Consider the following 24,113-nt stretch of genomic DNA (forward strand, 5'->3'; position numbering starts at 1 on the left):
GTCTTTCACAGCGATGTCGTATGCTCGATTCGCTGTGCTTGATCAAGGACGCGTGGCATGCCCAAGATAAAACCGTTTGATATGAAGCTCCTGGATCTCCTCTTCGAAATGGAAGGGGGGTACGTTTTGGATTTTTCGAACGCTACCTTCAGCCGGTTCTTCCTCGGGGAGTTGGAGCTCGATATTGATGATCAACTCTTCACCGCCGATGGTACGTCCAAGGCCAAGCGCTTTCGCAGCTTCCTAAACCTTGCAGATACCCAGACGTGTGTACGAGCCTTGAAGGCCGTGTGGGCACATCGACAGGCTCGCCTGTTGTATGAAGGTCGAGATGACCCAGTTGCGAATGCCGAAGGGCGTTTTCTGACCCTGATCCAAGATTTGGAATCGGGCACCTCCAGTAGCGGCGTTGCAGGCGATCCATTTGCCGCAGTACGCAAAGTCAGCGTTGATGAGGCGGCCAAGCTCAAGCAGGCCCTGCTGGATATCCATAAGCTCGCGCCCCAGGCACGAGGTTATGCGTTTGAGACGTTCCTGCAGCAGCTGTTTGAGGCCTCCAACCTCCAACCACGTGCCCCATTCCGGAATACCGGGGAACAGATCGACGGGAGCTTCATGTGTCGCGGTGACATCTACCTCGTCGAAGCGAAGTGGGTAACTAACCCCGTTGGAGCTGGTGAGCTTCATGTCCTACAGGGCAAGATCAACGAGAAGGCTGCATGGACACGCGGAGTGTTCATCAGCTACTACGGCTTCACGGATGTTGGATTAGAAGCCTTCGGTCGTGGGAAAAGCCTGGTGTGTATTTCTGGCAAAGATATCCGCGACGCACTCGACAAACAGATACCGTTCGCCGACGTCATCGACCGCAAGGTTCGAGCTGCCGCAGAGACCGGATCGGTGTTCGTTGAGGTGAATAGCCTGTTTTAGATCGAGACTTATCTTCAGTCCGGGATAGCAGTTGGGCGTTAACTGAATGTATTCTTGCCCCACCAACAATGTAGGAAGCTAACAATGTCTCGTCTTGCAGAATTTCGTCGTCTCGAGCAGCAACTCGCTCAGCAGCTTGCAGAATTGGAAGCGATGAAAAGCGATGGCGCCATCCAGGCCGAAATGGAGTTTGAAAACAAACTCCGCGCCTTGCTTGGCGAATACGGTTACAGCCTCCGCGAAGTGATTAACATCCTGGATCCGCAAGCTGGCACTCGTCGTCTAGCCCCTCAGACTCAAGAGAAATCCACTCGTAAGCCACGCGAGCTCAAGGTATACAAAAACCCGCACAACGGTGAAGTTGTGCAAACCAAGGGCGGCAACCACGCTGTTCTGAAAGAATGGAAAGCTGAGCACGGTGCCGAGACTGTGGAATCGTGGCGTCAGTAAGCATCGCTTCTTGACGCAGCAAATGTCAGTTAGGTAGCCTCATGTGGTACGTGTCCGGCACCAAAACCTCTCTGAGGAAAAGACCTCTTCAACGGCAACCTAAACCCCGTCGTGGAGAGCCGGAGACCCCGGGCAAGACCTTGAAAAACCGCCTTTCCAGGCGGTTTTTTTATGTGTGTAAGTACCCTGGATGCTTGGCTCAGAAGTGGTTTCGAGTGCGATCAGCGATTTCATTGAGAACAGTATGGATCGGCGTTGGACGTCACGTCCGCGTGGCCAAATAGCCTGCATTCATAGATATAAAAGGTTCAGCAGGTAGCGGCAGCCTTCGTCCTGGCCAGAGATGTAACTCACCGGCCTGTCGACCGCAAATTCAAGCACATCGCCAGGCTGCATCGAGTATCTGTCGTCACCGTACAGCACCTCTAGCGCCCCCTCGAGCAACCAAACTCGCTGATGGTAGGGATTGCTGTGCCATTGAGGGTAATCGACTCGAGTAGCCGGTGGCAGGTCGATTTCGATGAGCTCGCTACTGCTAGACTCCTTCCGTTCCGCGACCTGCCTGCGGATGTAGCCGCTTTGGCTGTCCTGCCAGGTTGGCTGGTCTGCCTGACGTCGCAGAATTGAGTAAGGAAGCGCAGTTTCCTCTGTGAGTAGCTCGGTCAGCGAAACCCCTAAGCCCGCTGCCAGTCGACCCAGAACTGCAGCTGTTGGACTGCTTTCAAGTCTTTCGATTTTCGAGATCATGGCCTTGCTCACGCCTGCCTTCTCGCCAAGCTCGGCCAAGCTCAGGCGCTGTTCCTGACGGAGCGATGAAAGCTGTTTTGCGATGATCTGATCAATCGTGTTCATGTCTTCTCTTCTGGCAAAATCATCTATACGATACGAATCGTATCATATAGTGGATTCACGGAGAGCATATGAACAACCTAGTGCGTTGTACCGAAGAACGGCATTCAGCCGCGATACTGGAGATTTTCAACCACGCGATTCTGACCTCCACGGCCCTTTACGATTACAAGCCTAGGACTGCCGAATCCATGATCGGGTGGTTTGAGGTAAAGCGTCGGAACGACTTTCCGGTGGTTGGCGTTGAAGACGATGCCGGCAAGCTTCTCGGTTTCGCCAGCTATGGGACGTTCCGCGCCTGGCCTGCCTACAAATACAGCGTCGAGCACTCGGTCTACATCCACCACGACTTTCGTGGTCAGGGCCTGGGGAAGCTGCTGATGCTGAAGCTCATCGAAGAGGCTACCGCCCGTGACGTCCACACGATGATAGGAGGGATCGATACCACCAACCGAGGCAGCATCGTACTGCATGAGCGGCTCGGTTTCGTTGAGGCTGGGGTGATCAAGCAGGCTGCATTCAAGTTCGGTCAGTGGCTGGATCTGGGTTTTTACCAAAGGATATTGGAGACACCAGCTTCACCAACCGAGGATTAAATCATGGCTTCAAGGCATGTGATGAACTGCTAGCCATTAGCAATCTTGTCTGTGGATGTTGCGACTGACCGCGATGAGCTCTCGTTCGACTCTTTAATTTCGGCTAGCACGTGGTTCATGAGTTTGTTCCTGGATCGATTTAGCGATGCCCGGCGAGCGGCGCTGACCTGTTGCCAGGCAGGCTAGGCGGCTTGCCGGGTACGCTTGAAAGCGTCAGGCGATTGCGGCTATTACGGACATCTCAACGAGCAGGCTTGGCTTGAACATAGCCGCCTCAACGCAAGCTCGCGCAGGAGCCTGACCTTCCGCGACCCACTCTTCCCAAACCTCGTTCATGGCAGCGAAGTCGGTGGTGATGTCTTTCAGATAGATAGTCACTGTGAGGATTTTCGACTTGTGACTACCGGCCTCTTCAAGAAGCCTGTCGATGTTCGCCAGGGTCTCGGCAGTTTGAGTGCGAATGTCGGCATCGTGGTTGTTCGCCAACTGGCCTGCGAGATAGACGATGCCGTTGTGAATAACGGTGTTGCTCAGGCGCTTATTAGAGTGCAGTCGCTGGATTGCCATGATTATGGGCTTCCTTTTGGTTGGAGTAACGGGAGATATCAAGGCCTTTGGCGCTGATCTTTGGCTTTTTTCCTGCCATCAAATCGGCCAACAACCGACCTGAGCCGCAAGACATCGTCCAGCCTAGAGTCCCGTGGCCGGTATTGAGGAACAGGTTGCGGTATTTTGTTTTACCAACAATTGGAGTTCCGTCAGGTGTTGCTGGGCGTAGCCCTGTCCAAAACGTAGCTTTGGTGAGATCCCCGCCTTTTGGATAAAGGTCGCCTACAACAAGCTCAAGCGTGTCTCGGCGGCGAGCGTTCAGTGACAGATCGAAGCCTGCGATTTCAGCCATGCCACCAACACGGATTCGATCATCGAAGCGTGTGATAGCAACCTTGTAGGTTTCATCAAGAATGGTGGATGACGGAGCCATACTTGCATCCGTGATGGGAATCGTAAGTGAGTATCCCTTCAGCGGGTAAATAGGTGCCTGGATGCCCAGTGGCTTCAACATCTGGGGGCTGTAACTTCCCAGTGCCAGCACATACTGGTCGGCTACTTCGAGTTTCCCATTGATCCATACGCCGGAAATGATATCTCCAGAACACTCGAGGCGATCAATATTGCATCCAAAACGAAATTCTACGCCAAGCTCTTCAGCCATTTTTGCCAGCTTCCGCGTAAACATCTGGCAGTCACCGGTCTGATCATTTGGTAGGCGAAGAGCCCCTGCCAACTTATCGCGCACACTTGCGAGCGCCGGCTCAGCTTTAGCAATTCCGTCGCGATCAAGTAACTCGAAAGGCACGCCTGACTGTTTCAGGATAGCTATATCCTTAGCAGCATTATCTACTTGAGCTTGAGTGCGGAACAGTTGCGTAGTTCCGAGCTGGCGAGCCTCGTAAGATATACCAGTCTCAGCCCTGAGTTCATCCAGGCAGTCTCGGCTATATTCGGAAATCCGAACCATCCGCTCTTTGTTGACTGCATAGCTTGCCGGATTACAGTTGCGCAACATCTGGATCATCCAACGATACTGATCCAGGCTAGACGTAGGCTTGATCGCTAAAGGTGCGTGTTGCTGAAGCATCCATTTAATGGCCTTCAATGGCACTCCAGGTGCGGCCCAAGGTGAGGCATACCCCGGAGAGACCTGCCCTGCGTTTGCGAAGCTTGTTTCCATCGCGGGGCCGTCCTGGCGATCTACCACGACGACTTCAAAACCCTCTCGCGCGAGGTAGTAGGCACTGACAGTTCCGACGACGCCGCTACCGAGTATCAGTACACGCATTTCCAGGCACCTCGTAATTTAGAAATTCTTTGTTCTTCTCGCAGTGCGCGATGCGGCCAGTGTAACTAGATACCAGAAGTGAATTTCGCTGAATAAGTAACGTAGCTCAGCTAAAAATCTTAAAATCGCTGAAGAACATAAGCAATCTTTCGGATGCTTTTTCGCCAATCCAGTGGTTTGTGTTGCCGGCAACTACATGATTGATGAAATGCTGCGTTATGACGCGAAAGAGAGGGCATTAACGCTCAATTCCTGCGCGCTTTTGGCTTTTCTCGTTGGTAAACTGCGTTAAACCGCACGGCTTCGATTAAGGGCAAGAGATAACGAAGACACTGATATCAGGGCCAGATGCCAGCGGTGAGATAAGAATAAAAAGGAAGGGTAAAGCGCTGCTGCTTAGATGGACGTAGCCGGTCGGTTTGCCCGGAGGATTGTAGCTTCGCGACAGCCTGGGTGCTGATTTGCACCCAGGCTCTATACCATCTGCCTATTAGGTTATTTTGCCCCAGGGATTCCATCCCCGCGAATCGAGCAACCTTTAGTCTCGATCACAAAGAACAACGCAATAATCCCAAGTGCTGATGCAATCATGATGTAGTAGGCAGGTGCGTCAGGTGAACCGAGGAATTTAATAATTTGATCGCATACCAGTGGTGTTGTTCCGCCAAAAATAGAGGCCGAAATATTGTAGACAATGGCCAGCGCCGCATACCGGATTTGCGTTGGGAACATTGCCGGGAACATGGCGGAAATAGTGGCAAGCTGAGGGACGAAAAATGCCCCTAGCACTGCAAATCCTATCATTGAACCCGTCAGCCCTGTAGACATGAGCTTGAACATCGGGATCGCTAAAATGAAAAGACCTACAAGCGAGAATAGCCACATCTTTTTGAAGCCAACCACGTCTGAGATTCGCCCCGCAAATGGTATGAACATCATCATGGCCAACATTCCAACCAGAGGCGCAAGCAATGACATGTTCTCGCTCGCCCCAACTTCCTTGTGCATGTAGGTCGGCATGTATGCCAGCAGGATATAATAAGTTATGTTCAGTGCTGCTACCAGAACCCCTAGCGACAATGCTGCCTTTTTGTATTTCCCAAAAATTTCAGCAATAGAAGTCTTCGGTCGAGCAGGCTCGCTTGCCATCTTCTTTTCGAGCTCTAGAAACACAGGGGTGTCTTCGATCCTGGTGCGCAAATAGACTGCGATGACGCCCAGTGGAGCTGCGATCAGGAATGGAACGCGCCACCCCCACTCGTACATGGCGGCATCTCCAATGACGACCGATACGCTCAAGGTCAACAAAGCGCCGAGTGAAAAACCAGCGAGGGAGCCAAACTCCAGGAAGCTACCGTAAAAACCTCGCCGCTTGTCAGGCGCGTATTCCGCTAGAAAGGTAGCTGCTCCACCGTACTCACCGCCTGTTGAGAAACCTTGGATGAGCCTCAGCGCGATAAGCGCTACAGGTGCTATCCAGCCTACCGATTGATAAGTAGGCAGGATGCCAATAATAAATGTTGCTACAGACATCATGAGGACAGTCATGGCCAGCACACGCTTGCGGCCAATTCGGTCACCTAGCGGCCCCCAAAACATCCCGCCAAGGGGTCGAATGAGGAACGAGATAGCGAATGTTGCTAGGCCGAAGTAAAGGGCTTCAGATTGAGAGCCAGGAAACAAGGCGGCTGAGATGAAGGTAAGCCCGTAAGCATAGATTCCGTAATCGAACCATTCCGTTGCGTTGCCTAATGCAGCGGCGACCACGGCTTTGCGAGGCATGCTCGTGTTCGAGCTTTTTAATGTGCTCGAATAAATGCTTGGAGCTGGATGCGTACTAATAGACATAATTTACCACTTTTCTTAGGTAAGACGAACTGGCTAGTCAGGCTTGAATGCACATGGCCAAATGACCAACTGCTGATCTGCGCTCTATCGCGAAGCCGCTCTTTGATTTCGATAATAGTTGGCAGTTATGCAAGAAGTCGCTGTGGGGCATGTTGTCACCTTTTTTTGTTATCTGTCTTTTAGCGCTTGAGCAGGAGGTCTATGCCACCAACCCAGTATGGTGTGTTACTTCTATCCAGCGTCGTCCTTGATAAGTTTCAGGCGTTAGGCACAGGTTGATTCGCTCCCTGGGGAACAATCAACTTTCAACCTCTTCAAGGCTGCGTGCTTTTTTGTAAAACAAAGAAGTGGCTGGAGTGATGGTGCTTTAAGGCACCATCACATTGTCGCTGAAGATAGCCGTGGAACTATAACTCCAGCGACTTGCAAACTTCTCGTCAGTCCTTGACGAAGAGCTTGCGAGGAGTCGAGCAGAACGTCTCGACCCCAGTATCAGTGATCAGGATGCTCTCGGTAATCTCGAGCCCCCAATCATCCATCCATAGGCCAGGCATGAAGTGGAAGGTCATACCAGGTTTGAGCACGCTGTTGTCGCTCGGGCGCAGGCTCATGGTGCGCTCGCCCCAATCTGGTGGATAGCTGATACCGATTGGGTAACCGCAACGGCTGTCCTTGTGGATATCGAACTTCTCAAGCACGCCGAAGAAGGCACGTGCGATATCACCAGTGGTGTTGCCAGGCTTGGCGGCCTCGAGGCCGGCAGCGATACCTTCGACGACTGCTTTCTCACCATCGATGAAATGCTGCGGTGGCTTGCCCAGGTAAACAGTTCGGGACAGCGGGCAGTGATAGCGCTTGTAGCAGCCGGCGATTTCGAAGAAGGTGCCGGCGCCGACCTTGAATGGAGAGTCATCCCAGGTCAGGTGTGGGGCGCTGGCGTCTGCTCCGGTAGGAAGCAGCGGCACGATGGCCGGGTAGTCCCCGCCATAGCCATCGACACCGAGAATGCCACTGGCATAGATGTCAGCAACCAGCTCGTTCTTCCGCATGCCGGGCTCAATGCGTTCCAAGATGCGGTCATGCATCTTTTCGACGATTCGGGCAGCCACACGCATGTAGGAAATTTCTTGCTGGGACTTCACCGCACGCTGCCAGTTTACGAGCGCGTTCGCGTTGACGAACTTGGCCTTGGGCAGATGCTGCTGCAGTGCCAGGTATGCCGCAGCGCTGAAGTAGTAGTTGTCCAGCTCAACGCCGATAGTGAGCGAATCCCAGCCACGCGCCTGGATCACCTCTTTGCAGAGGTAGTCCATTGGGTGCCGTTCAGTCGACTGAACGTAGATATCGGGGTAGCCGACAATGTTGTCTTTCTTCATGAAGACAGTACGTCGAGCGCCGTTAGCGTCCTGGTTACGGCCATACCAAACAGGCTCACCTTCCATGGCCAGCAGTACGCACTGGTGGACGTAGAACGACCAACCGTCGTAGCCGGTCAGCCAAGCCATGTTCGAAGGGTCAGTAACCAGCAGCAGCTCAATGTTCCTAGCCTGCATTTCTGCACGGACTTTGGCGATACGCTGGGCGTACTCCTCCCGTGTAAACGGAAGGTTCACAACAATTTCAGACATGATCGATCCCTCATGATTGGGGTATGGTTTTATTGCGTTGCCTGGTGATTCAGTTGTTGTAGAGCAAGCCTTTGCCTGTGCTGATTGCTCTGGAAAAAGCCAGGTTGGCAATCGCTGTGTCCTGAACGCCTGTGCCGGTGAGATCGCAAAGAGTTACGTCGGTTGGAGTCAACCTTCCGACGCGATCTCCAAGGATCACCTGACCCAGTTCGGCGTACACACGAGGGTCTTGTGCAACACCAGCGTTGATCGCGTGATGGAGTTCTCCGAGTGTTGCCGTCTGGCTGACTCGATCCGCAACGTAGTGATCGACTGCTGCTATTACCTCAGGAGCAACCTCGTTTTTGTGTTCGGTGTCTGCCCCCATAGCCGTGATATGGAGACCAGGCCGCAAGTGCCTGCGATGTAAAATTGGCTGATTGCTCGGCGTGCAGGTGACTGCAATGTCAGCGCTCGACATTGCTTCATCGACCGACTCTGCGGCAGTGGCTTCCAGGCCGTAGACGCTCGATAGCTGCAAGGCCAGTTGCTGCGCTTTTGGGGCACTCCTAGCCCATACCCGTACTCGCTTGATATCCCGTACAAGAAGCAGCGCTTTGAGTTGAAGCTCGGCCTGTTCACCTGCACCAAGAAGGGCAACCTCTTCACTGTCCTGGCGGGCGAGCCAACGTGCAGCCACAGCCCCAGCAGCTGCTGTCCTAACGGCAGTGAGGTATCCGTTGTCGAGTAGGAGCGCCTGGAGAAGTCCAGTGCGTCCAGAGAGCAGCATCATCATGCCGTTCAGACTTGGTAGGCCTAGACCAGGATTGTTGAAGAAGCCTGGACTGACCTTGATAGCGAAATTCTCAAGGTCTGGCAGGTAAGCGGTTTTGACGTCCACCTCGCCATTGTGCTCGGAGATGTCTAACCGGAGGACTGGCGGCATGACCACTTTGCCTCTGGCCAGCGATGCAAATGCGTTTTCCACTACGTCGATACTGTCTGTATCGAGCGTTACGCACTCACGGATTTCGCGTTGGTTAAGCAGAAGGACTTCGTTCACATGGCACCTCTTCAAGCACGTGCTGGGCGGCGGTCGCGCACAGCTTCCAGGATGATACGTTGGTGTTGGGCCATGTCGACATTTCCACCGCTCACGACGATCACGATTGGCCCTTGAGCTTCAACCTGCCTGGTAAGCAGAGCTGCGATACCTACCGCTCCTGCTCCCTCAATGACGAGCCGTTCTTCTAAGTAGGCATGGAGCATCGCATCCGCGATTGAGCCTTCATTGAGCAAAATCACGCGGTCGATGAATCGACGGGTGAGTTCAAATGTGTATTGGTTTCGCAGACCAATTCCGCCACCGAGCGAGTCGGCCAGCGTGGCTACTTCCTCAACATTCACGGGCTTTCCAGCCTCGAGGCTCTGTGCCATTGCTGCGCCAAGCCTCATGCTCACACCATGGGTTTTCACCTGAGGAAGTAGTGCTTTGAGCGCCAAGGACACGCCGGAGAAAAGTCCTCCACCCGAAAGCGGTATGAGTACCTGCGAAACGGAAGGGAGTTGCTCAGCGATCTCCAGGCCCAAAGTGGCTTGGCCTGCAATTACGTCCTGGTGATCGAAAGGAGGGATGAAGGTAAGGCCCTCTTCTTGAGCAAGACGGGCAGCTTCGAACTGAGCATCGTCTTGAGAGTTACCAACCACCTGCACGGCGGCGCCCAGCGCACGAATCGCAGCCACCTTGTTGGAAGGGACAAGCCTTGAAAGGCACACGGTAGCGCGAACGCCGGCGGCAGCTGCGGCATAGGAAAGGGCACGACCATGATTGCCCGTTGAAGCGGTTACTACTCCCAGAGCACGCTGTTGAGAGGTAAGGCCCGCTATCGCGTTCGTGGCCCCTCTCAGCTTGAAGCTACCAGTCGCCTGGTGGCATTCCAGCTTGAGGTACACGGGCACTTTCATGAAGTCGGAGAGGCTTGGAGAGAGCTCCATTCGCGTTTCGCGCACCAGGTGCTTAATGCGCTCCCGGGCGATGAGGGCCTCTCGAACTGATACTGCCGGCATGGTAGACCACCGAACGATTGTTTTTTCGGAGTCTACGAGCCGCTGATTGTCATAATGAATGTACTAGGGCAATCCAGTGGCGTTTTTTCAGATTTGTGTCAAACGGTCAGAAGTCATGGACTCCTGGGTATTGTTCGAAAGTCATCCGCATGGTTTTCAGGGCCTGGGATAGCTCGCTTTCACTCGTTTCAGCGCCGATGCAAAGCCGGATGCCGCGTGCTGGGGTCACCCCCCGAACGGAGAACGGCTCCGGTGACGTAACCGCAATATGCTGTTGTCGCAGTGTGCGCACCAGGCTGGAAACATCCCAATGTGCTGGCACATTCAGCCAAGCGTTTAATGAATGAGGGCGATGGCAATAGAGGTAGTCCCCCATCTCGTCTGCTACCAGCTTCTGGCGTGTCTCCAGGAGCCTTCGCTGGTGTTGGATCAATGTGTCGGCCCTCCCATCCATAATCCACCGTGCGGCAACCTCGGCAAGCATGGGGGCAGCCATCCAGCTCGTCACGCGGAGGATGCTTTCTGTTCGCAGCGCCAGTCGTTTAGGTACTTTAAGGAACCCAATTCGCAGCCCAGTCAGAACTGACTTCGTCATGCTGGTGCAGTAAAACGAGAGCTCGGGGGCATATGAGCTGATTGGAGGGCCTTCGTACTGGTTAAGCAGGGGGCCGTAAACGTCATCCTCAATAATGTGGACACCGAAGCGACGAGCGATGGAGGCTATCTCTTTCCTACGGCTATTGGGCATCAACGCGCTGGTCGGGTTATTAAGGTTCGGCGTGCATACCAGGGCCGTAACGCGCTCGTTGCTGCAGATATCCTCAAAGTGCTCGGGATCGATCCCGTCACGATCAGTGTCTAGGCCTTTCAGATTGAAACCGAGGACTTGAGAGTTCCCAATAACACCGTGATCGGTCATGCCCTCACAGAGCACCAGGTCATCAGGGCCTGCAAGGGAGGCCAGCGCCAGGAACAGACCGTGAGCTGCCCCATTTGTGATCAACACATCTTCACGAGCCAGCCCTGGCAAGCCAAGGCGCCCAAGCCAATGGCAGGCGGCATCACGATGAGCATCGAGCCCCGCTACAGGTCGGCACAGCCGAATCCAGCTTTGATCGACCTCATTAGCAAGCTCGGCACATGTTTCTCGCCAGTACCTGTCATGCTCTGGGGTGTGAATGATTCGGGCGGTGGATAGATCGACGAGTGCGCGCTCGGGAGCATCGAGAATGTAGCTCGCTACACGGTCACTCATTCGCCGAGAAACGAAACTCCCGCGACCCACTTCGCACCTTACCAGCCCTTGGCGCTCGAGTTCCTTGTAGGCGTTTGTCACGGTTTGGACACTGATGCCCAAGGCATCGGCAACCTGCCGTTGAGGTGGCAGGCGCTGATCATCCGCCAGCTTATGCTGTTCGATGTCCGATCTGATCGCTTGGACAAGAATCTTGTACTTCGACTCGCCGCCACGGGCGTGCTCAACCGCTTCCCGCCATTTTTCCATCATCGCTATGCTTGCTCCTAAGCCACGGCCTACAGCATGGACGTTACAACATGTTGAGATCAATTGTCCTAGTGCAATGCTCGTCACGGAAAGCCTTTTGTATGCTCATCTCACGCTTCCGAGGAAGGCTTGGGTCTTCTTCAAGCTACCGCTATCAACTCCAAAAATAGCGGCGCTGCAGCGTGATCTTCTATCTGCCCAAAACTCCGCGCCACGCGGGCCAATTACAATAGAGGGAGATTTTTGATGAACTTGGTCACTTCGCTTTCCGCAGTCGCTCAACGCCTGACCCTGGCGTGTGCCATTGCGAGCATCGCCGTATCCGCACACGCAGCTACAACCCTCGACTCTCTCAAAGAGCAGGGCAGTGTTCGGATTGGCTATGCCAACGAAACGCCTTTCGCCTATACCGGAACCGATGGAAAAGTCACGGGCGAGTCGCCTGAAATCGCCACCGCGATTTTCAAGCAGTTGGGGATCAAGGACGTCAATGGTGTACTCACCGAATGGGGATCGCTGATCCCTGGCCTGCGAGCTGGTCGTTTCGATGCTATCGCAGCCGGCATGTACATCACTCCAGCCCGCTGCAAGCAGGTCTTGTTCACCGACCCTCACTACCAGCTCCCTGACGCGCTCCTGGTGCCGAAGGGCAATCCCAAGAAGCTGTTCAGCTACGAAGATGTCGCAAAGAACCCAGAAGTGAAGCTGGCCATTATGGCGGGCACCGTGGAGCTCCAGTACGCCCGTGACTCTGGCGTGAAAGACGAACAAATCCTCCAGGTTCCAGATACCACGGCTCAGCTGCAGGCAGTTCGTGCCAAGCGGGCAGATGCTGCTGTAGGCACACAGCTCACGATGAAAGGGCTCGCGGCCAAAGGCGGTGATTCGGTAGAGGCCATGACCGACTTCAAAGATGACCCTTCCCATATCGGCTACGGTGCCTTGGCCTTCAGACCGGAAGAGAAGGAGCTTCGTGACCAGGTCAATGCCCAGCTCAAGAAGTGGCTCGGCAGTGAAGAGCACCTGAAAACAGTGGCGCCATTCGGATTTGACAAGAGCAACCTCACCACCAAAACAGCTGCGGAGCTCTGCGGGCAGTAACCCTGCATCCAAATCGGCGCGTCAAGTCCACTGCCGCGCCTTTCGCTGATTTAACGTGAGGTAGGGTCAAATGGCAGATTTACTACCACTTATGCTCCAGGGCGCATGGGTTACCCTGCAGGTCACCTTCTTCGGATCTCTCCTGGCCATCATTGCAGCGACCCTGGCGGCACTCGGCAAAATGTCGACATGGAGGCCGCTGCGCTGGTTTTGCGTAGTCTACATTGAGATATTCCGGGGTACGTCGCTGCTCGTTCAGCTGTTCTGGCTTTTCTTCGTCCTTCCGCTTCCTCCATTCAACCTCGAGCTTAGCCCTTATACCGTCGCAATCGTTGGCCTTGGGCTGCACATCGGCGCCTATGGTGCAGAGATAATGCGCGGCGCGATTAACTCGGTAGCTAAAGGTCAATATGAAGCTTGCACAGCACTTAACTTCGGCCCATTCACACGCTTTCGTCGCATCATTTTGCCGCAAGCCCTGCTCGCAGCGATGGGGCCTGGAACTAATCTGCTGATCGAGCTGTTGAAAAACACATCCCTTGTTTCCCTTATAACGCTTGCAGATTTGAGCTTCAGGGCGCGTCAACTCGATCAGGCTACATTCGAGACTCTCAAGGTCTTCGCCCTTGCGCTGCTCATGTACTTCGTAATGGCCCAAGCGATTAACTTGGCAATGCGGCGTTTAGAGCGACATCTGGCCCGTGGTCGTGTCCAAGGGAGCCTGTGATGAATTTCTTCGACTGGAACTATGCAATACAGCTTTTGCCCGAATTGTTCCGGGCAGCTCTTAACACAATCGGCGTCACGTTGCTGGGCTTTGCAATCGCTATCGTTCTTGGGCTGTTCCTCGCCATTGGCAGACGCAGTGCAAGAATATGGATCTCTTGGCCAATAGGTGGGGTGATCGAATTTATCCGCAGTACACCTTTACTGATCCAGGTTTATTTTCTTTATTACGTCCTGCCTAACTACGGCGTTAGCCTGACAGCAATGCAAGTAGGCGTGCTAGGCATCGGTCTACACTACGCCAGCTATCTGGCAGAGGTGTATCGAAGCGGACTCGATGCGGTTCCGCGAGGCCAATGGGAAGCAGTGACAGCACTCAACATGAGTCCTTCGCTTGCCTATCGAAATATCATTTTACCCCAAGCTCTTCGTCCGATTTTGCCACCGGTTGGCAACTACCTAGTTGCGATGCTGAAAGATACACCTGTGCTTTCAGCTATCACTGTCGTTGAGATCATGCAGCAAGCAAAGAACATCGGCTCTGAGACATTCCGATATCTTGAGCCAATCACCATGGTGGGTGTGTTCTTCCTTGTTCTGAGTATTGTTCTGGCTTATTTGGTACGCCGCGTTGAAGCGCGCTTGGAGCAAAAATAATGACCACCTCTCCTGTTTCCAACATTCAGATAGCTCCAAGCGAAATTTTGACTGGTGTCAGCTCAGCCGCCATTTCGTCCCCGGCCATTGGCAAGCCCATGGTTAGCTTCCGCAGCGTTACTAAGCGATATGGCGACTTCACTGTCTTGGACGGCTTGGAACTGGATGTTTCGGCAGGCGAAAAAGTCGCCATCATTGGCCCCAGCGGGTCAGGTAAATCGACGTTGCTCCGAGTGCTGATGACCCTTGAGGGAATCGATGAGGGGAGCATCCTGGTCGAAGGCGAGTCGCTGACTCACATGCAAGGAAGGAATGGAAAGCTGGTTCCAGCCGACGCGAAGCACGTGCGTGCTGTCCGGGGCAAAATAGGAATGGTATTCCAAGGGTTCAACCTCTTTCCCCACCGTACTGCGCTGCAAAATGTAACTGAGGCCCCCGTCCATGTCCTGGGTGTAAAACCAGCCGAAGCCAGGGATCGCGCCGTGCAGTTGCTGGAAATGGTGGGACTGGGTGCCAAGCTCGATCATTACCCTTCGCAACTGTCTGGTGGCCAGCAGCAGCGGGTCGCGATAGCACGGGCCCTAGCCATGAGACCAAAGGTCATGCTTTTCGACGAGGTCACCTCGGCGCTCGACCCGGAACTCTGCGGTGAAGTCCTTAACGTCATCCGTCGACTTGGAAGCGAGCATAAGCTGACCATGCTTATGGTTACTCACCAAATGGGCTTTGCTCGGGAGTTTGCGGATCGCGTTTGCTTCTTCTACAAGGGTCGAATTCATGAACAAGGTGCTCCAGGCCAACTGTTCGAGAACCCCCAGGAAGAGCGTACCCGCAGCTTTCTGAGCGCCGTTAGAGAAGCAAATTAAGAATTTCTGCTGGCTCTTCAGGAGTAGCCCCCCTGAAGAGCCAAGAGGTGCTAAGCATCATCAATTGGAAGTGTGAATCCGGCCTTTACCCGATCCATCACGACCATTGTTTTGAAACTCTTGATGTCATTGTTTTCGTAGAAGAACCTTCGGGTGAAGTTTTCGTAGTCCTCCATATCCTTTGAGGTTACGAGGAGTACAAAGTCAGCATCACCCGTGACATAGGATCCGCTCATGACCTCAGGAGTATTTTTAATGGCCTGCTTGAACGTATCGATAATGTCTGAGCGCTCTCGTTCCAAAGTGACCAGCACCAGCATGGTGACATGTCTTCCAACCGCTTTAGGGTTGATGATGGAGACGTCGCTCTCGATGACCCCTTCACTGCGCAGGCGCTTAAGCCTGCGCTGGCAGGCCGTGGAAGATAAACCGACCAAATCACCAAGCTCTTCAGAGGTGAGCCTGTTGTTGACTTGCAAGGCACTTAAAATTCGTAAGTCAATCCTATCAAGCTCCATGAGTCTCTCACCCCTACTAATACTTGATGAAAATGAGTCAGTTGCGTTAGCTGAGTGTACATCAGATACGTCAGCCAACAAAGCTAAATGCCAATGCTAGTAGTGCATCACCCCTACGCACTGGTTACACCTGTTGGGTCGAGACATAGCCGCTGCGCTGAGACTTAGCCTACTTGAACGACAAATAAACAAGGAATTTGCAATGAAACCTAGTCCCATCAAGCCAACTATCGACTTCGACCAACAAGGGGTGTCGCACGGGTTCTTGAAGCTGCCTTACTCACGTGATGACTCTGCGTGGGGCGCGATCATGATTCCTATCACCGTCATGAAAAACGGGATCGGCCCGACTGTGCTCCTCACTGGCGGCAATCATGGCGACGAGTATGAAGGCCCGATTGCACTCACCAAGCTAGCTAATCAATTGGACATCGAAACAGTCAGAGGGCGGATCATTATTTTGCCCTTCATGAACTATCCTGCTTTTAAAAACGCCTCCAGAACCTCTCCGATTGATCGCGGGAACCTGAATCGTACCTTCCCAGGTAAGGCTGACGGGACAGTTACGGAAAAAATCGCTGACTATATCCAGCGACACTTGCTGCCATTGGCGGATTACGTCCTTGATATCCACTCTGGCGGCAAGACTCTGGATTTCATTCCATTTGCCGCTGTTCATATTCTGCCGGACAAGCTGCAACAGCAGAAAGGCGAACGGGCAATGGATGCTTTCGCGGCTCCCTACAGCATGAAAATGCTGGAGATCGATAGCGTGGGCATGTTTGATACGGCTGTCGAAGAAGCTGGCAAGATCTTTGTGACAACCGAGCTTGGTGGTGGGGGTACAGCCAGCGCCACCACTATTAAAATTGCAGAGCGCGGGGTGCGAAATTTCCTGGTTCATGCAGGGGCGGTCATGGGTGATCTTGATATTGCACAGGACAGCATCTTCCTGGATATGCCTGACGACAATTGCTTCATTGCAAGCGAGCATGCCGGGCTCATTGAATACTGCTTCAATCTGGGCGATCAGGTCTCAAAAGGCGATGTGATTGCTCGGGTGTACGACGTCACAAGAACAGGTGTGGCACCTACCGAATACAAGGCCCAACGTGACGGCCTTCTTGCCTGCCGTCACTTCCCGGGGCTCGTGCAGTGCGGTGACACAATCGCAGTTCTGGCTGAGAAAATTTCTTAAAACATCTGCCCCTTCAAGAAGGCTGCCAAGTGCAGCCTTTTTTGTTTTTCTACACCGAATTGGTTTTGCTCCAACCATTTTATATGCACCTACAGACCTGAAATCGCATCTCTGAGAAATGACGCAGGAAAGCTGCGTAACCATGAAAACATCACAGCATTACTGCGTACGCTGGTTGAATTACTCACATTTTCAGCGTCAAGCCAGACATAGAATGATCCTCGTCGAACATCAGCTTTATCTCTTCGAGGCATATAAAAATGAAAGATCTTGCGCCCTCCGCCCTCAATAAGCTTCGTCGTAATGACCTGCTTGAGACTCGGGCCTACATTGATGGGCGCTGGGTTACTGGCGAGGGCTCGCTCGACGTCACTGATCCAGCGAATGACCAGGTGATCGCGCAGGTAGCCCATTGCGACGAGTCCTGGGTAGATCTGGCCGTCGAAGCCGCTTCGCGTGCCTTCGATGGTTGGCGGAACACCTTGCCGGCACAGCGTAGTGCAGTCCTTCGTAAATGGGCAGCACTGATGCGTGAGAACCAAGAAGACTTGGCGGTCATCATGACCTGCGAGCAAGGTAAGCCGCTCAGCGAATCACGCGGAGAGATCAATTACGGCGCGAACTTTGTCGAGTGGTTTGCGGCAGAGGGTGAGCGTTGCTACGGCGAGACAATTCCAAGTCATATCCCGAACAGCCAGTTGGTCACTAAGCTGCAGCCGATTGGTGTAACCGTGGCCATCACGCCCTGGAACTTCCCCAGCGCCATGATCACCCGCAAGGCTGCTGCTGCACTGGCGGCTGGATGCCCGATGATCGTCAAGCCGGCGCCTGAAACTCCGCTGTCTGCCCTGGCTCTCGCCCGGTTGGCTGAAGAAGCTGGTATTCCTGGTGGTGTGTTCCAAGTGCTGACCGGGGATGCACCGAAGATGTCGGCTCGTCTCTTGGCCGCCTCCGCAGTCCGTGCGTTCAGCTTCACCGGCTCGACAGAAGTTGGTCGAATTTTGCTGCGCCAGTCTGCGGACACGGTCAAGAAAGTATCCCTTGAACTGGGTGGCCATGCTCCATTCATTGTGTTCGATGATGCCTCAATCGCAGAGGCCGTCGAAGGGTGCATTGGCGCCAAGTTCGCAACCTCTGGTCAAGATTGCCTGGGCGCGAATCGCATCTATGTGCATCGCAATATCTACGGGCAATTCGTAGAGGAATTCACCAAGGCCACCGAGAAGTTACGCGTTGGTCATGGCCTCGAAGAAGGCGTTGATATCGGCCCAATGACCAGGGTAACGGTTGCCAACAAGTGCCGCGAGCAGATTTCGAATGCACTCTCGCTGGGTGCAAAACTCACCTGCGGCGGTATCGACAATCACCTGGGTAGCAGCTTCGTCCTCCCGACTGTTCTGGCTGACGTCACGGACAAAATGGACATCGCTTTCGAAGAGACCTTCGGCCCCGTGGCGGCAATCTTGCCCTTCGATTCCGAAGATGAAGTAGTGACCAGGGCCAACAACACCGAGTTCGGCCTCGCTGCCTACGTGTACACCAACGACCTTCGTCGTGCCTGCCGAGTATCTGATCGACTCGAGTACGGCATGGTCGCACTCAACACTCCGAAGTTCACCGGCGCACCAATCCCGTTTGGCGGCTGGAAGCAATCGGGCTTGGGCCGTGAAGGCTCGAAGCACGGTTTGGCTGAGTACATGGAACTGAAATACGTCTGCATCGGCGGTCTGTAAAAATCACAAGAGGATTGAAAAATGGATAAGCAAAAGCAAGATTTGATCTCCCAACAAGATCGCGGTGCAGTGCTCCACCCGTTCACCCAGCTGAAAGACTTTGCCTCTGGCAAGGCAGGTGATCCAACAATCATCGAAACCGCGAAAGGGATCACTATCACCGACGCGACTGGGCGTGAGTACATCGATGGCTTCGCTGGCCTGTACTGCATGAACGTCGGCTATGGCCGTACCGAAGTCGCCGAGGCGATCTCCAAGCAAGCCCACAAGCTGGCGTACTACCACACCTATGCTGCGCACACCACGGAAGAGCTCGCTCGCCTGTCTGACCGCCTGGTGAAGATGGCTCCGGGCAAAATGAGCAAGGTCTTCTACGGCATGTCCGGTTCGGATGCCAACGAGACCCAAGCCAAACTGGTCTGGTACTACAACAATCTGCGCGGTAAGCCGAACAAGAAGAAAATCATTGCTCGTGAGCGCGGCTATCACGGTTGCTCGGTAGTTTCTGGTTCCATGACCGGCATGTCCTTCTACCATGACCACATGGATCTGCCGATTGCAGGCATCCTGCGTACTGGTGCTCCTCACTACTACTGGGGCGCCGAGCTAGGTGAGACTGAGCTGGAATTCTCTGCCCGGCGTGCACGTGAACTCGAAGAGCTCATCCTGCGTGAAGGCCCAGACACTATCGGCGCATTCATTGCTGAGCCTGTGCTCGGAACCGGTGGTATTACCCCTCCGCCAGAAGGCTACTGGGCTGCTGTTCAGCCGGTGCTGAAAAAGTACGACATCCTGCTGATCGCTGACGAAGTAATCACCGGATTTGGTCGTACTGGTGCCATGTTCGGCTGCGACAAGTACGGTATCGAGCCTGACCTGATCACCGTAGCGAAAGGCCTGACTTCTGCTTACGCACCGCTGTCGGCTTCGATTGTTGGTGAAAAGGTGTACAAGGTGATGGAAGAAGGCGCTGATCGTGTAGGCGCGTTCTCCCACGGTTACACCTACTCCGGCCACCCTATCGGTGTCGCGGCAGCAAACGCGGTACTTGATATCGTCGAGGGAGAAAACATTCCAGCTCACGTCGACAAGGTTGGTCAGTATTTCCAAAAGTCGATGCAGGAAACCTTCTCCTCGCTACCAATCGTCGGCGAAGTGCGCGGTGTAGGCATGATGGCCGCCATTGAATTCGTAGCTGATCCAGCTACCAAGAAGCGATTCGACCCAGCCCTCAAGGTTGGTGCACGGATTTCGAAAGCAGCCCGTGATCGCAACCTGATTGCTCGTGCCATGCCTCACGGTGAGATCCTGGGCTTTGCTCCTCCCCTGGTCACGACCGAGCAGGAAGTTGATCGCATCATCAGCATCGCACACGAAGCTGTGCTCAGCGTGCTTGATGAGCTGAAGGTCTGAACCATCAAGGTCGGCAACCATGCCAGCCCAATTGTCCTCTTCGTTTTGAGCCCGCCGTTAGGCGGGCTTTTTTTTGAGCAGTCACAATCGAAGCAAAGGCGCTCGTATTAACTCATGAGGACGTACTCTCAGTTCAAATACTTGTCCAATACCCAGAAATTAAAACCCGTACCTGCCAACCTCCATGAGAGCGATGTAAGTATCGCTTCTTCTCGTCGGTTGTCACGGGGCAGGCCCAGTTAACAGAAAGTCGACAGAAAATCCTCTGAGGTGATCCATCAATGATCCTTAACCGACCGGCTCCCAGGGTTTTCCATAATAATCCTTGCTGATCGAAAAGCCCTGGCAATTTGGCACGTAATTCGCCAACCCGTACTGACGCCAATCCAGCATTGCTTGACCGTCCATCTGTTGGGGCCTTTTCTCATGGAGCCAGCGCACGGTGTTCATGACCTGCCCATGCGAAAACACAACGATATCAGTGGCCGACTGCTCTGCCAGTCGCTTAAGAAATGCCCGAACCCTGGTCACTAGGTCGATGAAGGACTCAGCACCGTCACCATCAGAAAAGGCAGGGTCTGATCGCTCCCAATTAACCTCGACCCAACCCTGCCGCTGTGCGAGCGTCGTATCTACACAGCGTGCTGGCGCAAGGTAGGTGAATTCGTGAATCGGCCAAGTTTCGAAAACAGCACCAGGATAGAGTGCCGTGGTAGCCAGTGCGGTTACTTGGGCGCGAGGGAACGGTGAGGCCAGAATGAGGCCTGGGGCGCTGGTGATCGACTGAGCGACGATACGGGCCTTTTGCCGTCAAAGGTATGCTCGCGTGATCCCTGGTGGGCTCGCCAGCGTTGGCGGCGCTCTCGCCGTGGCGTATCAGCCTGACGTTCTTCATGGGCTATCCTTCCCTGGCTCACGTTGCTTGGATTGCGTAATGCTGGCATGGCATTGACTGGGATAGCCACGGCGAAAGGGAGAGATCGTGAAAAGAGATCTGAGCAAGGTGCTCATGCCCGACCACCACGTGTACACCGAGGCTGTGGAAGCGCTGAAGGTCTACCATCAGGCCGAGGCTGATGGAGTCGAGGGGATGGAACTGGAGCGTCTGCGGTTGATGGCCGAGCATCGTTTTCAAGCCGTCACTGATTATCAGCTTCGAGCCCTTGGCGGGCCGGCAGAGAAAGACCATTGAGCCTCTGGCTGACCACGCCCTACCTATCAGCGATTCAAGGCTTGCTGTACGGCGTCGACCGTACCGATCCAGTGACGGCCATTGTCGCGTGGGCTGAAGCCCAGCCTTTCGGCGAACGCTGATGCGTTGGCATTGGCGGACTCGATTGCTAGGTAGCGATAGCCGAATTGGGGAGCTAGCTCCACCAGGCGCTGCACCAGCGCTCGCCCATGTCCAACACGCTCCTTCGTGAAGCCGATCCGAGCCAGGACGAGGCACTCCCTTGGCCAGTAGTCATTTGGCTTCACGAACATTCGGATGTAGATGTCGAACTGCGTGCTCAGGGCCGACACGGTCGCGAAGGTTCGCCACACGCGTTGTTGGACATACCTGGGCTTGTACGTGAACCTTTCCAGGATGAACTCCGCCACATGAGGCTTGAGCTCCTCACAGCGCTCTTCGGCAAAGGCGCGCCATTCTTCGTCACTGGCCTCAGTCGGAGGAAGTGTGGGCATCGTTTTGACCTCGGTCGCGGGCTGGAAAAACGAGTGTAGATGCCTTTTAGGAGCTAGCTGCAGCGATTATCGACAAGCGCCTGACTAGGTGAATCGGTCTGTACACTCAACCAGCCAGACCGTGGTTCAAGGAGTAAGGCATGAGGCCCACTGACGCGATACGAGGAAAGGCAGCGGACATCCGGCGCCTGATCGAGAGCTATAGCTTCGTTGAGCCCAAATTTTTCGGCTCTGCCGCTCGAGGCGATGATTACGAAGGGAGTGATCTCGATCTGCTCGCCACGATCCCTCCAGCAATGGCTGGCAAGATTTCCTTGTTCGACATCGCCGAGCTCGAGGATGAGCTCCAGGCCATGGTGGGGGTGCCAGTCGACTTCCACGTCTGCAACAACATGCCCGAACACCTCAGGCAATCCATCGAGCGTGAGATGGTTACGCTGTAGCTGTGAACATGCTTGCGATGATCCTGGCGTCGAGCAGGGCATGGTGAGGCAGTTCTTCCCCATCGTTCATCGCGGTCAGGGTCGTGGCATCAGTGGGGAAATTCCTCACGTTCTGGGGCCATTTCCCATCCTCATAAGCGAGCTCGCAAAACAGCTCCCAATCGTAGGCAGGTGCGTCAGTGACAATCTCGAGCTCTTCATCGTAGGTTGCCAGGAACCGCAGGAGCGCCGCTCTGGCCTCGATGATCGGCATGGCGTATTCACCATCCCACAGCTGCGGCAGTACGATCTCTTTCACGAAATCACTGCAGTCTTCTTCTCGCCACGCGTCGATCACTTCCACGTAGAATTCCTGGCGATCCTCGGCGACCAACGCCAGGGAGATCAGCTTTGCCTGCGCGGTGAGCTGAGTGAACTCACAATCGAGAAAGAGCCTCATCTGTTGGAACCTCTGCAATGACTAGGGCCTGCCTGAAACTGTCCCAGGAAGGCTGCCTGTGGGAAATCGCCTTGGCGTATTTCGGCCCCGAAAAGCTGTTGGAAACGATTGTAGATCTGTGGGGCGATGCGAGCCCTCCCACAAGGCCGACCGTCGAGCACCTGTCGACCGACACGCTACCCGCAGATGTCGTGAATATACTGAAAATTGCCCAGGTGCGAGTCGGGGCCCTCGTTCCAGATCGCGTGCCTGTACCAGATGTTGTCACGTTGTACGCCCGGCATGCCAATGACCTCGCCGATGGGATCCTGGCAAGACTGCCGAGAGGCGAGCTCACCCGCACCTTGCGGGAATCGCAGTTAGAAGTCGAACTTGGCCTGTGACGTCCACCTGCAGCTGGGAGAAATGACGTGACGATTCATCATCGGCTGCGGAGCCTGGAGATCGCGAGGCGCAGAGCGCTGTGGGCACTTGCCGATCTACAGCCTGGAGACGCTCGCGCTGAAAAGGTGCTGGCTGAACTCGACGAGGTTGACCAGGCCCTGCAGGGCGTCGTGGGCGGTGATCAGCTCTTCGCCCAGGTGCTCGTCGATGTCGTCACCACGAAGCTCCACAATGGCGTTCAACTGGTCGTCGAGGACAGCATCCCCGAGCCATGGCTGCAGCGCTTCCAAGCGGCAAGTGTTGGATCTACCCGCCTGGCAGAGGGGCCCTATCTGCGCGACTTCGAGAAGTTCGTGGCCGTGTGGCACCAGGAGCTTGAGCACCTGAGCGCCCATCGCAGTAAGAGGTCGCGATGAAGAGAACGATCCTGGGCATGGCAGAGGCCGGCGAGCCGCTCTTGCAGCAGGCTCTCCAAGCCATCCGGGCCCATCAGCAGGCGGTGGATGAAGGGCGACCAGCAGGGGAGATCGAAAGGCTCCGCCTCGAGGCTGATCACCTGTATCAAACCGTCATCGACTACCAGTTGCACAAGGCTGGCACGCTTGGGCAGTCAGTCCACTGATAGATGGCAGTGATCTCCAGGCGCGCCGGTTTTGTTCAGTGGAGTGTCGGCTTGATCTCGCCCACGTCCTTGGCCATGTAGCCCAATGTGGTGGTGCGTAGGCGCAGTCCAGGCATCTCACGGGTCTCAGTGGGTACTAAGGAGCAGGTCGATTTCGAGAGCAGATCGGACATGGCCATGGCTGCAAGTGGAGCGCGCCGGCCCAAAGGGCCAGAGGCGAGAGGCGAGAGGCGAGAGGCGAGAGGATGGAAGCCCGTAGGGCCAAAACCGGGCGCAGACAGGGTTTGGTTCACGACAGCTGTGCCCGCAGGGCCGAGCCAGCAAATTTGTGGATTCAAAAAATCCCTGGAGCCATCGTAGCGCCTGGCTTACAGCGAAGAAGTCTCCCAGTTTTCTCGGATTTCTTTGCGGATTTTTCAGCACACCGTGCGGATGTCATGGCACCTCAGGTGGTACTAGCTTGCAGGCCGGCTTACCGTTCTTGGTGATCACGAACGAGTGCCCCTCCTGCAGAAGCTTCATGATCCTTCGGAAACGCCGCCTTGCCTGGGTCGCGCTGATCACTTGCATTCTGATCCTCCCAGCCTGATTCGAGAGTTGACGCATAAGTCCGTTAGCCATTACTGATCGGGCCAT

At 54.6% G+C, this 24,113-nt stretch carries 27 protein-coding genes and 1 pseudogene; 15 read left to right on the plus strand and 13 right to left on the minus strand.

Going from position 1 to position 24,113, the window contains the following annotated elements; all coding sequences use genetic code 11:
• Window positions 1-57: 57 nt before the first annotated feature.
• Both ACF8O8_RS23715 and ACF8O8_RS23720 read left to right on the plus strand, forming a co-directional pair.
• The gene (locus ACF8O8_RS23715) at window positions 58-930 is read left to right on the plus strand and encodes a restriction endonuclease (protein ID WP_392510581.1); all 873 of its coding nucleotides are present in this window, start codon (window positions 58-60) and stop codon (window positions 928-930) included.
• Between the two features lie 84 nt (window positions 931-1,014).
• Window positions 1,015-1,380 (plus strand): histone-like nucleoid-structuring protein, MvaT/MvaU family, encoded by a 366-nt coding sequence (locus ACF8O8_RS23720; RefSeq protein WP_070094665.1) that lies wholly within the window; start codon window positions 1,015-1,017, stop codon window positions 1,378-1,380.
• Between the two features lie 291 nt (window positions 1,381-1,671).
• Here the strand turns inward: ACF8O8_RS23720 and ACF8O8_RS23725 are convergent, their stop codons facing one another.
• Entirely contained in the window at window positions 1,672-2,232 is a 561-nt protein-coding gene (locus ACF8O8_RS23725; protein WP_154211667.1) for an XRE family transcriptional regulator, read from the minus strand.
• A gap of 68 nt (window positions 2,233-2,300) precedes the next feature.
• Here ACF8O8_RS23725 and ACF8O8_RS23730 point away from each other — a divergent pair, with 68 nt between their 5' ends.
• Window positions 2,301-2,825 carry a GNAT family N-acetyltransferase gene (locus ACF8O8_RS23730; protein ID WP_392510582.1) on the plus strand — a complete coding sequence of 175 codons (525 nt, stop codon included), beginning with the start codon at window positions 2,301-2,303 and terminating at the stop codon, window positions 2,823-2,825.
• Between the two features lie 213 nt (window positions 2,826-3,038).
• Here the strand turns inward: ACF8O8_RS23730 and ACF8O8_RS23735 are convergent, their stop codons facing one another.
• From ACF8O8_RS23735 to ACF8O8_RS23765, 7 genes are all read right to left on the minus strand, one after another.
• Window positions 3,039-3,392, minus strand: a complete 354-nt coding sequence (locus ACF8O8_RS23735; protein ID WP_103462949.1) for a RidA family protein — start codon at window positions 3,390-3,392, stop codon at window positions 3,039-3,041.
• Window positions 3,367-4,665 carry a D-amino acid dehydrogenase gene (locus ACF8O8_RS23740; protein WP_154211669.1) on the minus strand — a complete coding sequence of 433 codons (1,299 nt, stop codon included), beginning with the start codon at window positions 4,663-4,665 and terminating at the stop codon, window positions 3,367-3,369. The genes ACF8O8_RS23735 and ACF8O8_RS23740 overlap by 26 nt, the downstream gene beginning before the upstream one ends.
• 495 nt (window positions 4,666-5,160) lie before the next feature.
• Window positions 5,161-6,447 (minus strand): MFS transporter, encoded by a 1,287-nt coding sequence (locus ACF8O8_RS23745; RefSeq protein WP_392510583.1) that lies wholly within the window; start codon window positions 6,445-6,447, stop codon window positions 5,161-5,163.
• A 503-nt stretch (window positions 6,448-6,950) separates the two neighbouring features.
• On the minus strand, window positions 6,951-8,141 hold the full coding sequence (gene doeA / locus ACF8O8_RS23750) for an ectoine hydrolase DoeA (RefSeq protein WP_185280038.1): 1,191 nt from the start codon (window positions 8,139-8,141) through the stop codon (window positions 6,951-6,953).
• A gap of 49 nt (window positions 8,142-8,190) precedes the next feature.
• The gene (eutC, locus tag ACF8O8_RS23755; protein WP_392510584.1) at window positions 8,191-9,183 is read right to left on the minus strand and encodes an ectoine utilization protein EutC; all 993 of its coding nucleotides are present in this window, start codon (window positions 9,181-9,183) and stop codon (window positions 8,191-8,193) included.
• A gap of 11 nt (window positions 9,184-9,194) precedes the next feature.
• Entirely contained in the window at window positions 9,195-10,187 is a 993-nt protein-coding gene (gene eutB, locus ACF8O8_RS23760; protein ID WP_049276649.1) for a hydroxyectoine utilization dehydratase EutB, read from the minus strand.
• Window positions 10,188-10,293: 106 nt separating this feature from the next.
• Window positions 10,294-11,691 (minus strand): PLP-dependent aminotransferase family protein, encoded by a 1,398-nt coding sequence (locus ACF8O8_RS23765; protein ID WP_392510625.1) that lies wholly within the window; start codon window positions 11,689-11,691, stop codon window positions 10,294-10,296.
• A 246-nt stretch (window positions 11,692-11,937) separates the two neighbouring features.
• On the opposite strand from ACF8O8_RS23765, the gene ehuB reads away from it, so the two are divergent.
• The 4 genes from ehuB (at window position 11,938) to ehuA (ending at window position 15,041) form a co-directional block, all read left to right on the plus strand.
• Entirely contained in the window at window positions 11,938-12,792 is an 855-nt protein-coding gene (gene ehuB / locus ACF8O8_RS23770) for an ectoine/hydroxyectoine ABC transporter substrate-binding protein EhuB (RefSeq protein WP_049276648.1), read from the plus strand.
• Between the two features lie 70 nt (window positions 12,793-12,862).
• On the plus strand, window positions 12,863-13,519 hold the full coding sequence (gene ehuC / locus ACF8O8_RS23775) for an ectoine/hydroxyectoine ABC transporter permease subunit EhuC (protein ID WP_185280040.1): 657 nt from the start codon (window positions 12,863-12,865) through the stop codon (window positions 13,517-13,519).
• On the plus strand, window positions 13,519-14,175 hold the full coding sequence (gene ehuD, locus ACF8O8_RS23780; protein WP_392510585.1) for an ectoine/hydroxyectoine ABC transporter permease subunit EhuD: 657 nt from the start codon (window positions 13,519-13,521) through the stop codon (window positions 14,173-14,175). Before ehuC ends, ehuD begins: the two co-directional genes overlap by 1 nt.
• Before the next feature lie 98 nt (window positions 14,176-14,273).
• Window positions 14,274-15,041, plus strand: coding sequence for an ectoine/hydroxyectoine ABC transporter ATP-binding protein EhuA (gene ehuA / locus ACF8O8_RS23785; protein WP_185280359.1), 768 nt, complete (start codon window positions 14,274-14,276; stop codon window positions 15,039-15,041).
• Window positions 15,042-15,091: 50 nt separating this feature from the next.
• Here ehuA and ACF8O8_RS23790 read toward each other — a convergent pair whose 3' ends face one another.
• The gene (locus tag ACF8O8_RS23790) at window positions 15,092-15,559 is read right to left on the minus strand and encodes an Lrp/AsnC family transcriptional regulator (protein WP_185280041.1); all 468 of its coding nucleotides are present in this window, start codon (window positions 15,557-15,559) and stop codon (window positions 15,092-15,094) included.
• Window positions 15,560-15,761: 202 nt separating this feature from the next.
• On the opposite strand from ACF8O8_RS23790, the gene doeB reads away from it, so the two are divergent.
• From doeB to ACF8O8_RS23805, 3 genes are all read left to right on the plus strand, one after another.
• Window positions 15,762-16,757, plus strand: coding sequence for a N(2)-acetyl-L-2,4-diaminobutanoate deacetylase DoeB (doeB, locus tag ACF8O8_RS23795; protein WP_049276643.1), 996 nt, complete (start codon window positions 15,762-15,764; stop codon window positions 16,755-16,757).
• Window positions 16,758-17,017: 260 nt separating this feature from the next.
• Window positions 17,018-18,490, plus strand: coding sequence for an NAD-dependent succinate-semialdehyde dehydrogenase (locus ACF8O8_RS23800; RefSeq protein ID WP_392510586.1), 1,473 nt, complete (start codon window positions 17,018-17,020; stop codon window positions 18,488-18,490).
• A gap of 21 nt (window positions 18,491-18,511) precedes the next feature.
• Window positions 18,512-19,903 (plus strand): aspartate aminotransferase family protein, encoded by a 1,392-nt coding sequence (locus ACF8O8_RS23805; RefSeq protein WP_392510587.1) that lies wholly within the window; start codon window positions 18,512-18,514, stop codon window positions 19,901-19,903.
• Window positions 19,904-20,191: 288 nt separating this feature from the next.
• Here ACF8O8_RS23805 and ACF8O8_RS23810 read toward each other — a convergent pair.
• A pseudogene (locus ACF8O8_RS23810) lies at window positions 20,192-20,798 on the minus strand (histidine phosphatase family protein).
• Window positions 20,799-20,885: 87 nt separating this feature from the next.
• Here ACF8O8_RS23810 and ACF8O8_RS23815 point away from each other — a divergent pair.
• Window positions 20,886-21,095 (plus strand): hypothetical protein, encoded by a 210-nt coding sequence (locus ACF8O8_RS23815; protein ID WP_196169252.1) that lies wholly within the window; start codon window positions 20,886-20,888, stop codon window positions 21,093-21,095.
• A gap of 26 nt (window positions 21,096-21,121) precedes the next feature.
• Here ACF8O8_RS23815 and ACF8O8_RS23820 read toward each other — a convergent pair whose 3' ends face one another.
• Window positions 21,122-21,589 (minus strand): GNAT family N-acetyltransferase, encoded by a 468-nt coding sequence (locus tag ACF8O8_RS23820; RefSeq protein ID WP_196169253.1) that lies wholly within the window; start codon window positions 21,587-21,589, stop codon window positions 21,122-21,124.
• A gap of 140 nt (window positions 21,590-21,729) precedes the next feature.
• On the opposite strand from ACF8O8_RS23820, the gene ACF8O8_RS23825 reads away from it, so the two are divergent.
• Window positions 21,730-22,032 (plus strand): nucleotidyltransferase family protein, encoded by a 303-nt coding sequence (locus ACF8O8_RS23825; protein WP_392510588.1) that lies wholly within the window; start codon window positions 21,730-21,732, stop codon window positions 22,030-22,032.
• On the opposite strand, the gene ACF8O8_RS23830 is transcribed toward ACF8O8_RS23825, so the two are convergent.
• The gene (locus tag ACF8O8_RS23830; RefSeq protein ID WP_196169255.1) at window positions 22,022-22,471 is read right to left on the minus strand and encodes a 3'-5' exoribonuclease; all 450 of its coding nucleotides are present in this window, start codon (window positions 22,469-22,471) and stop codon (window positions 22,022-22,024) included. The genes ACF8O8_RS23825 and ACF8O8_RS23830 overlap by 11 nt on opposite strands.
• A 17-nt stretch (window positions 22,472-22,488) precedes the next feature.
• On the opposite strand from ACF8O8_RS23830, the gene ACF8O8_RS23835 reads away from it, so the two are divergent.
• From ACF8O8_RS23835 to ACF8O8_RS23845, 3 genes are read left to right on the plus strand one after another with little or no spacing between them, the layout of a single operon-like run.
• Window positions 22,489-22,854, plus strand: a complete 366-nt coding sequence (locus tag ACF8O8_RS23835; protein WP_392510589.1) for a hypothetical protein — start codon at window positions 22,489-22,491, stop codon at window positions 22,852-22,854.
• Window positions 22,855-22,881: 27 nt separating this feature from the next.
• A complete protein-coding gene (locus tag ACF8O8_RS23840) occupies window positions 22,882-23,271 on the plus strand; it encodes a hypothetical protein (RefSeq protein WP_196169257.1) in 390 nt (129 codons plus the stop codon).
• Window positions 23,268-23,477, plus strand: coding sequence for a hypothetical protein (locus ACF8O8_RS23845; RefSeq protein ID WP_196169258.1), 210 nt, complete (start codon window positions 23,268-23,270; stop codon window positions 23,475-23,477). The genes ACF8O8_RS23840 and ACF8O8_RS23845 overlap by 4 nt, the downstream gene beginning before the upstream one ends.
• A gap of 435 nt (window positions 23,478-23,912) precedes the next feature.
• Here the strand turns inward: ACF8O8_RS23845 and ACF8O8_RS23850 are convergent, their stop codons facing one another.
• Window positions 23,913-24,113 carry a type II toxin-antitoxin system Phd/YefM family antitoxin gene (locus ACF8O8_RS23850; RefSeq protein ID WP_328327231.1) on the minus strand — a complete coding sequence of 67 codons (201 nt, stop codon included), beginning with the start codon at window positions 24,111-24,113 and terminating at the stop codon, window positions 23,913-23,915.

This window comes from Pseudomonas sp. TYF_14, assembly GCF_043105275.1.
In the GTDB taxonomy this organism is placed as follows: domain Bacteria; phylum Pseudomonadota; class Gammaproteobacteria; order Pseudomonadales; family Pseudomonadaceae; genus Aquipseudomonas; species Aquipseudomonas alloputida.

Excerpts from the sequence above, each read along its gene's own strand:
- ACF8O8_RS23715 (WP_392510581.1), top strand. The coding sequence starts at position 58 with ATGCCCAAGATAAAACCGTTTGATATGAAGCTCCTGGATCTCCTCTTC.
- ACF8O8_RS23720 (WP_070094665.1), top strand. The coding sequence starts at position 1,015 with ATGTCTCGTCTTGCAGAATTTCGTCGTCTCGAGCAGCAACTCGCTCAG.
- ACF8O8_RS23725 (WP_154211667.1), bottom strand. The coding sequence starts at position 2,232 with ATGAACACGATTGATCAGATCATCGCAAAACAGCTTTCATCGCTCCGT.
- ACF8O8_RS23730 (WP_392510582.1), top strand. The coding sequence starts at position 2,301 with ATGAACAACCTAGTGCGTTGTACCGAAGAACGGCATTCAGCCGCGATA.
- ACF8O8_RS23735 (WP_103462949.1), bottom strand. The coding sequence starts at position 3,392 with ATGGCAATCCAGCGACTGCACTCTAATAAGCGCCTGAGCAACACCGTT.
- ACF8O8_RS23740 (WP_154211669.1), bottom strand. The coding sequence starts at position 4,665 with ATGCGTGTACTGATACTCGGTAGCGGCGTCGTCGGAACTGTCAGTGCC.
- ACF8O8_RS23745 (WP_392510583.1), bottom strand. The coding sequence starts at position 6,447 with ATGCCTCGCAAAGCCGTGGTCGCCGCTGCATTAGGCAACGCAACGGAA.
- doeA (WP_185280038.1), bottom strand. The coding sequence starts at position 8,141 with ATGTCTGAAATTGTTGTGAACCTTCCGTTTACACGGGAGGAGTACGCC.
- eutB (WP_049276649.1), bottom strand. The coding sequence starts at position 10,187 with ATGCCGGCAGTATCAGTTCGAGAGGCCCTCATCGCCCGGGAGCGCATT.
- ACF8O8_RS23765 (WP_392510625.1), bottom strand. The coding sequence starts at position 11,691 with ATGGAAAAATGGCGGGAAGCGGTTGAGCACGCCCGTGGCGGCGAGTCG.
- ehuB (WP_049276648.1), top strand. The coding sequence starts at position 11,938 with ATGAACTTGGTCACTTCGCTTTCCGCAGTCGCTCAACGCCTGACCCTG.
- ehuC (WP_185280040.1), top strand. The coding sequence starts at position 12,863 with ATGGCAGATTTACTACCACTTATGCTCCAGGGCGCATGGGTTACCCTG.
- ehuD (WP_392510585.1), top strand. The coding sequence starts at position 13,519 with ATGAATTTCTTCGACTGGAACTATGCAATACAGCTTTTGCCCGAATTG.
- ehuA (WP_185280359.1), top strand. The coding sequence starts at position 14,274 with ATGGTTAGCTTCCGCAGCGTTACTAAGCGATATGGCGACTTCACTGTC.
- ACF8O8_RS23790 (WP_185280041.1), bottom strand. The coding sequence starts at position 15,559 with ATGGAGCTTGATAGGATTGACTTACGAATTTTAAGTGCCTTGCAAGTC.
- doeB (WP_049276643.1), top strand. The coding sequence starts at position 15,762 with ATGAAACCTAGTCCCATCAAGCCAACTATCGACTTCGACCAACAAGGG.
- ACF8O8_RS23800 (WP_392510586.1), top strand. The coding sequence starts at position 17,018 with ATGAAAGATCTTGCGCCCTCCGCCCTCAATAAGCTTCGTCGTAATGAC.
- ACF8O8_RS23805 (WP_392510587.1), top strand. The coding sequence starts at position 18,512 with ATGGATAAGCAAAAGCAAGATTTGATCTCCCAACAAGATCGCGGTGCA.
- ACF8O8_RS23820 (WP_196169253.1), bottom strand. The coding sequence starts at position 21,589 with ATGCCCACACTTCCTCCGACTGAGGCCAGTGACGAAGAATGGCGCGCC.
- ACF8O8_RS23825 (WP_392510588.1), top strand. The coding sequence starts at position 21,730 with ATGAGGCCCACTGACGCGATACGAGGAAAGGCAGCGGACATCCGGCGC.
- ACF8O8_RS23830 (WP_196169255.1), bottom strand. The coding sequence starts at position 22,471 with ATGAGGCTCTTTCTCGATTGTGAGTTCACTCAGCTCACCGCGCAGGCA.
- ACF8O8_RS23835 (WP_392510589.1), top strand. The coding sequence starts at position 22,489 with ATGACTAGGGCCTGCCTGAAACTGTCCCAGGAAGGCTGCCTGTGGGAA.
- ACF8O8_RS23845 (WP_196169258.1), top strand. The coding sequence starts at position 23,268 with ATGAAGAGAACGATCCTGGGCATGGCAGAGGCCGGCGAGCCGCTCTTG.
- ACF8O8_RS23850 (WP_328327231.1), bottom strand. The coding sequence starts at position 24,113 with ATGGCCCGATCAGTAATGGCTAACGGACTTATGCGTCAACTCTCGAAT.